Origin of the sequence: Sphingomonas sp., assembly GCF_964263785.1 — a bacterium.
In the GTDB taxonomy this organism is placed as follows: domain Bacteria; phylum Pseudomonadota; class Alphaproteobacteria; order Sphingomonadales; family Sphingomonadaceae; genus Sphingomonas.
The window spans coordinates 1-4673 of record NZ_CAXVWL010000033.1 but is presented as its reverse complement, the minus strand read 5'-3'; the positions used below and the strand labels follow the sequence as shown (position 1 = coordinate 4673).

Below are 4673 nucleotides of genomic sequence, written 5' to 3'. Positions count from 1 at the left end.
CGACGAAACACGCTGTTCCAATCGCCGAACACCTCCGGAAGATCGCGCCACGGCGATCCCGTCCGCACGATCCACAATACCCCCTCGACAAACATGCGGTTGTTGACACCAGTCGAGCCTTTTTGATCCGGACGTCCGATCACAAGGGGAGCCATCCGCTCCCACGCGCTATCGGTCAACACAAGCCGATCCATGACACCCAAGACCGCCTCCTAAAAAGCAGACTCGAATCACGTTTCACACCAAATGAGAATCCTTAGAGTCCACACCGCCTAGCGTGTGTCAGGCTGTTGCTGACACACGCCAGTTCTAAAATGTGATTCTGTCCAACGGCTGCAATGGAGCTTCGCTCCCATTGCAGCCTGACAGACTCCAGGCGCCACCCCTCACCCCATCTGCAACCCCCATAACCGGACGCCGATGTCCGGAAAGGAAGAGTCATGTCTGCATCGACCTACGCCACGATCAATCCGTTCACCGAACAACTGGTCAAGACCTACACCCCGCACACGCCCGAACAAGTCGAGCGGATGCTTGCGGCCGCCGACGGCGCCTATCGCTCCGACTGGTCACGGGGACCGATCGAACCCCGGCTCGCGGTGCTGGCGCGCCTGTCGGAATTGCTGATCGACCATGCCGATGAACTGGCCGAAGCGATGGCGACGGAGATGGGCAAGCTCGTCGCCCAGGGTCATGACGAGGTGAAATTGTGCGCGGGCATCGCAAAATATTATGCCGAGCGCGGCAGGGAGCTGCTGCAACCCGTCCCCTATAAGAGCGATGCGGGCGACGCCTGGGTCCAGCATCAGCCGATCGGCGTGCTGGTCGCGATCGAGCCGTGGAATTTCCCATTCTATCAGCTCATCCGCGTCGTCGCGCCGGCGATGGCGGTCGGCAATCCGGTCATGCTCAAGCACGCCGAAAACGTGCCGCATTGCGCCGAACTGTTCGAAAAGCTGGTCCGCGAGGCGGGAGCGCCCGAGGGCGTCTATGCCAACCTGTTCGTCTCGAACGACCAGATCTCCGACCTCATCGGCGACGACCGCGTCCAGGGCGTCGCGTTGACCGGATCGGAGCGGGCGGGCAGCGCGGTCGCCGCTCGCGCCTCGTCGCAGCTCAAGAAGGCGACGCTGGAACTCGGCGGCAGCGATGCGTTCATCGTGCTCGACGATGCCGACATCGCCACGGCCGCGAAGGTCGGTGCGATGGCGCGGCTGGCCAATGCGGGGCAGGTCTGCACCGCGGCCAAACGCTTCATCCTCCACGCCGCGATCGCGGACCGCTTCACCGAAGCCTTTTCCGCGGCGATGCAGGGCGTGACGCTGGGCGACCCGCTGGACGCGGCAACCACGCTCGGGCCGTTGTGCACCAAGGAGGCGCTCGATCGACTCGACAAGCAGGTCAACGACGCCGTGACCAATGGCGCGGGCGTCCTGTTCGGCGGCAGGCGGGCCGATCGTCAGGGCTATTTCTACGAGCCGACGATCCTCACCGGCCTCAAACCGGAAAACCCGGCCTATTACGAGGAATTCTTCGGCCCGGTTGCGCAGGTCTATGTCGCGCAGTCCGACGACGAGATCGTCACACTGGCCAATGATTCCCGCTTCGGGCTGGGCGGTTCGATCTTCGCGGGCGACATCGAGCGCGCCAAGGCGCTGGCGTCGCGGATCGAGACGGGCATGGTCTATATCAACACCGCGACCGGCACGATGCCCGAACTGCCGTTCGGCGGCGTAAAGCGCTCCGGTTTCGGACGCGAACTCGGCGATCTCGGCATCATGGAATTCGTCAACAAGAAGCTGGTCGTCGTCGCCGGTTGATCCGCGCCGGGCGCCGCCCGTGCGGCGGTGCCCGGCCACCCGCATGCGATCCGTGACGGTCGTATCCGATCCTCGTCCGAAAGCAGCATCATGTCCGAACCAATTTCATCCGAGCTGACGTGTGACGTCGCGATCATCGGCGCCGGTACTGCCGGCCTCGCCGCCGAGCGCGCGGCGCGCAAGGCCGGCGCGACGACGCTGCTGATCGACGATCGTTTCGCGGGCACCACTTGTGCGACCGCCGGCTGCATGCCGTCCAAACTGCTGATTGCCGCCGCTCACGCCGCCCATGGCGTGCGACGCGCCGGCACTTTCGGCATCGAGGCCGCCGCCCCGGTGATCGACGGCGCCGCGGTGATGGCACGCGTGCGCCGCGAACGCGACGCCTTCGTCGCCGGGACGATCGACACCATCGAGGCGATTCCCTCGGGCATTCGCGTGCGCGCCCGCGCCCGGTTCGCCGACTCCACCACGCTGATGCTCGACGACGGGCGACGCGTCTCCGCGCGCACGATCGTCATCGCCACCGGTTCACGCCCGCACATTCCCGATACCTTCGCCGGGCTGGGCGATCACATCCTCACCAACGAGAGCATCTTCGAACTCCCGGACTTGCCCGGCAGCGTCGCCGTGATCGGCACCGGGCCCCTGGGGCTCGAACTGGCGCAGGCGCTCGCGCGGCTCGGCGTCGTGACCGCGTTGTTCGATCGGGGCGATACCCTGGCGGGTCTGACGGACGCGGCGGTCGAGGCGGCGTTGCAGGCGATCCTGATCCGCGAGCTGCCAATCCACTCGAACGTATCGCTGACCGCCGCCATGCAGGACGACAAGGTGTCGCTGTCCTGGACCGGCGCATCGCAAGGGTCGGCGCTGTTCGACTATGTGCTCGTCGCGGCGGGAAGGCCGCCCGAACTCGCCGGTCTGGATCTCGCCGCGATCGGTCTGACGCTCGACGATCACGGCACGCCGGTGTTCGACCGGGCGACGCTGCGCTGCGGCGACAGCTCAATCTTCATCGCCGGCGATGCCGATTCCGACCGGCCGGTCCTCCACGAGGCCTCTGCCGAAGGCGCGATCGCCGGTCGCAACGCCGCTACCTTTCCCAAGGTCGAGCGGGCGGATCGCAGCGTCGCCTTCGCGGTCACCTTCACCGACCCGCCCGTCGCATCGGTCGGTGCACCCGCCGACAAGGACAGCGTGATCGGCTGCGCCGCCTATGACGACCAGGGGCGTGCGAAGATCGAGGCGCGCAACGCGGGGCTGGTGCGCCTCTATGCCGACCCCGCCGACGGTCGCCTGACCGGCGCGACGCTGCTCGGCCCCGGCATGGATCATATCGGCCATTTAATCGCCTGGGCGATCGAACGCCGCGAGACCGCGACCAGGCTGCTCGAACTGCCCTTCTACCATCCGACCTTCGAGGAGGGGCTGAAGTCCGCTCTGCGCGAGATCTGCGCCACGGTGCGATTACCGCTCCCGCGTGACCGGGACGAGGGATCGACCCCCGGCGGCTGAACCCCCAGCGTCCAGAAGCCATCCCGGAATCCATCATTGACAGGCGTTGCCCGCATGATCGTCGTCCATCACCTCGCCTATTCGCGCTCGATCCGCGTCCTCTGGCTGCTGGAGCAGCTCGGCGTTCCTTATGAATTGGTGTCCTACCCGCGGACCGAGGCGTTCCGCGCCCCGCCGGAGCTCGCGAAGGTCCATCCGCTCGGCAAGTCGCCGGTGATCGTAGACGGCGATCTGGTGCTCGCCGAATCCTCGGCGATCCTACGTCAGATCCATGACCGCCACGGCAAAGGCGCGCTAACCCCGCCGCGCGACACCGACGACCATGCGCGCCACGACGAATGGCTGGACTATGCCGAAAGCGGTGCGGCGGCACCGATCATCACGCTGCTGAAAGCGAGGAAGAATGTCGAGGATCAGGTTGCGATATCCGAGGCTGCGAGCGCGGTCGACCGCCCCTTGTCGTATATCGCGCAGGGCCTTGGAGACGGGCCATGGTTGATGGGGTCGCAGCTGACGCTGGCCGACATGCAGATGAGCTACCTGCTGGCGCTTGCGGAGGCGACAGGTGCGCTCGAGGCACATCCGCGGCTGGCCAGGTATCTCGGCCGTATTCGCGCGCATCCCGCGATGGTCAGGGCCGTGGAGGCCGGTGGTCCGATCTGGCTGTGATCGGATCCGGCGTGACGTACACCGCCACTCGGTCCTTCGCCTGGTGTCACGAAGTTCCGGCGCCGTGCCATAACAGGTGTGTCGCGGCACCGGGGCCGCGACGCTGCAGCTGGCTAGACTACATGTCGGCACCCTGAAGCTTCGCCGACCCGGCCTCCGGGGGAGTCGGGCCGAACCCGAGGGTCCGGCCCGAAGCGCCATCACTCGTCGTCGTCGTGCCGACCGCCGCGCAGGCCGGAGAAGACCGAGGTGAGGTCGAGGTCTTCCTCGTCCTCGTGGCGGCCCTTGGACGAGGACCCGAACACCTCTTCCTCGGTGGCGGCGCGGGGGCGCGCCGTCGTGGTCTCGGCCGGCGCCAGCGTCTGGCCGCGGTCGTCGGCGACGGCCGGACGGTCCTTGGCGGCGCGGTTCACCTCGAAGTCGAGGTCGATCTGGGTGCACAGGCCGAGCGTCACCGGATCCATCGGGGTCAGGGTGCTGGAGTTCCAATGCGTGCGGTCGCGGATCGCCTGCAGCGTCGTCTTGGTGGTGCCGACGAGGCGCATGATCTGGGCGTCCTTGAGCTCAGGATGGTTGCGCACCAGCCACAGGATGGCGTTGGGCCGGTCCTGCCGCCGCGACAGCGGGGTGTAGCGGGCGCCGCGCGTCTTCTTGGGCGGGGGAAGCCGC

The 4673-nt window shown here is 66.8% G+C and carries 5 protein-coding genes; 3 read left to right on the top strand and 2 right to left on the bottom strand.

The genetic code is table 11. The features are described 5' to 3' along the window. Positions 1-194 (bottom strand): transposase (locus ACE5C1_RS05000; protein WP_374942965.1); only part of this gene is annotated, 194 nt, incomplete at its 3' end. A 246-nt stretch (positions 195-440) separates the two neighbouring features. Between ACE5C1_RS05000 and ACE5C1_RS04995 the strand changes: the two genes are divergently transcribed. The 3 genes from ACE5C1_RS04995 to ACE5C1_RS04985 all read left to right on the top strand — a co-directional run bounded on the left by ACE5C1_RS04995 (position 441) and on the right by ACE5C1_RS04985 (position 4004). Further along, positions 441-1820 (top strand): NAD-dependent succinate-semialdehyde dehydrogenase, encoded by a 1380-nt coding sequence (locus ACE5C1_RS04995; protein WP_374942964.1) that lies wholly within the window; start codon positions 441-443, stop codon positions 1818-1820. A gap of 90 nt (positions 1821-1910) precedes the next feature. Beyond that, positions 1911-3335 (top strand): dihydrolipoyl dehydrogenase, encoded by a 1425-nt coding sequence (locus tag ACE5C1_RS04990; RefSeq protein ID WP_374942963.1) that lies wholly within the window; start codon positions 1911-1913, stop codon positions 3333-3335. A 54-nt stretch (positions 3336-3389) separates the two neighbouring features. Next, positions 3390-4004, top strand: coding sequence for a glutathione S-transferase family protein (locus ACE5C1_RS04985; RefSeq protein WP_374942962.1), 615 nt, complete (start codon positions 3390-3392; stop codon positions 4002-4004). A 200-nt stretch (positions 4005-4204) separates the two neighbouring features. Here ACE5C1_RS04985 and ACE5C1_RS04980 read toward each other — a convergent pair. Further along, a partial coding sequence (locus ACE5C1_RS04980) for a cell cycle transcriptional regulator TrcR (protein ID WP_374942961.1) occupies positions 4205-4673 on the bottom strand: 469 nt, incomplete at its 5' end.

Excerpts from the sequence above, each read along its gene's own strand:
- ACE5C1_RS04995 (WP_374942964.1), top strand. The coding sequence starts at position 441 with ATGTCTGCATCGACCTACGCCACGATCAATCCGTTCACCGAACAACTG.
- ACE5C1_RS04990 (WP_374942963.1), top strand. The coding sequence starts at position 1,911 with ATGTCCGAACCAATTTCATCCGAGCTGACGTGTGACGTCGCGATCATC.
- ACE5C1_RS04985 (WP_374942962.1), top strand. The coding sequence starts at position 3,390 with ATGATCGTCGTCCATCACCTCGCCTATTCGCGCTCGATCCGCGTCCTC.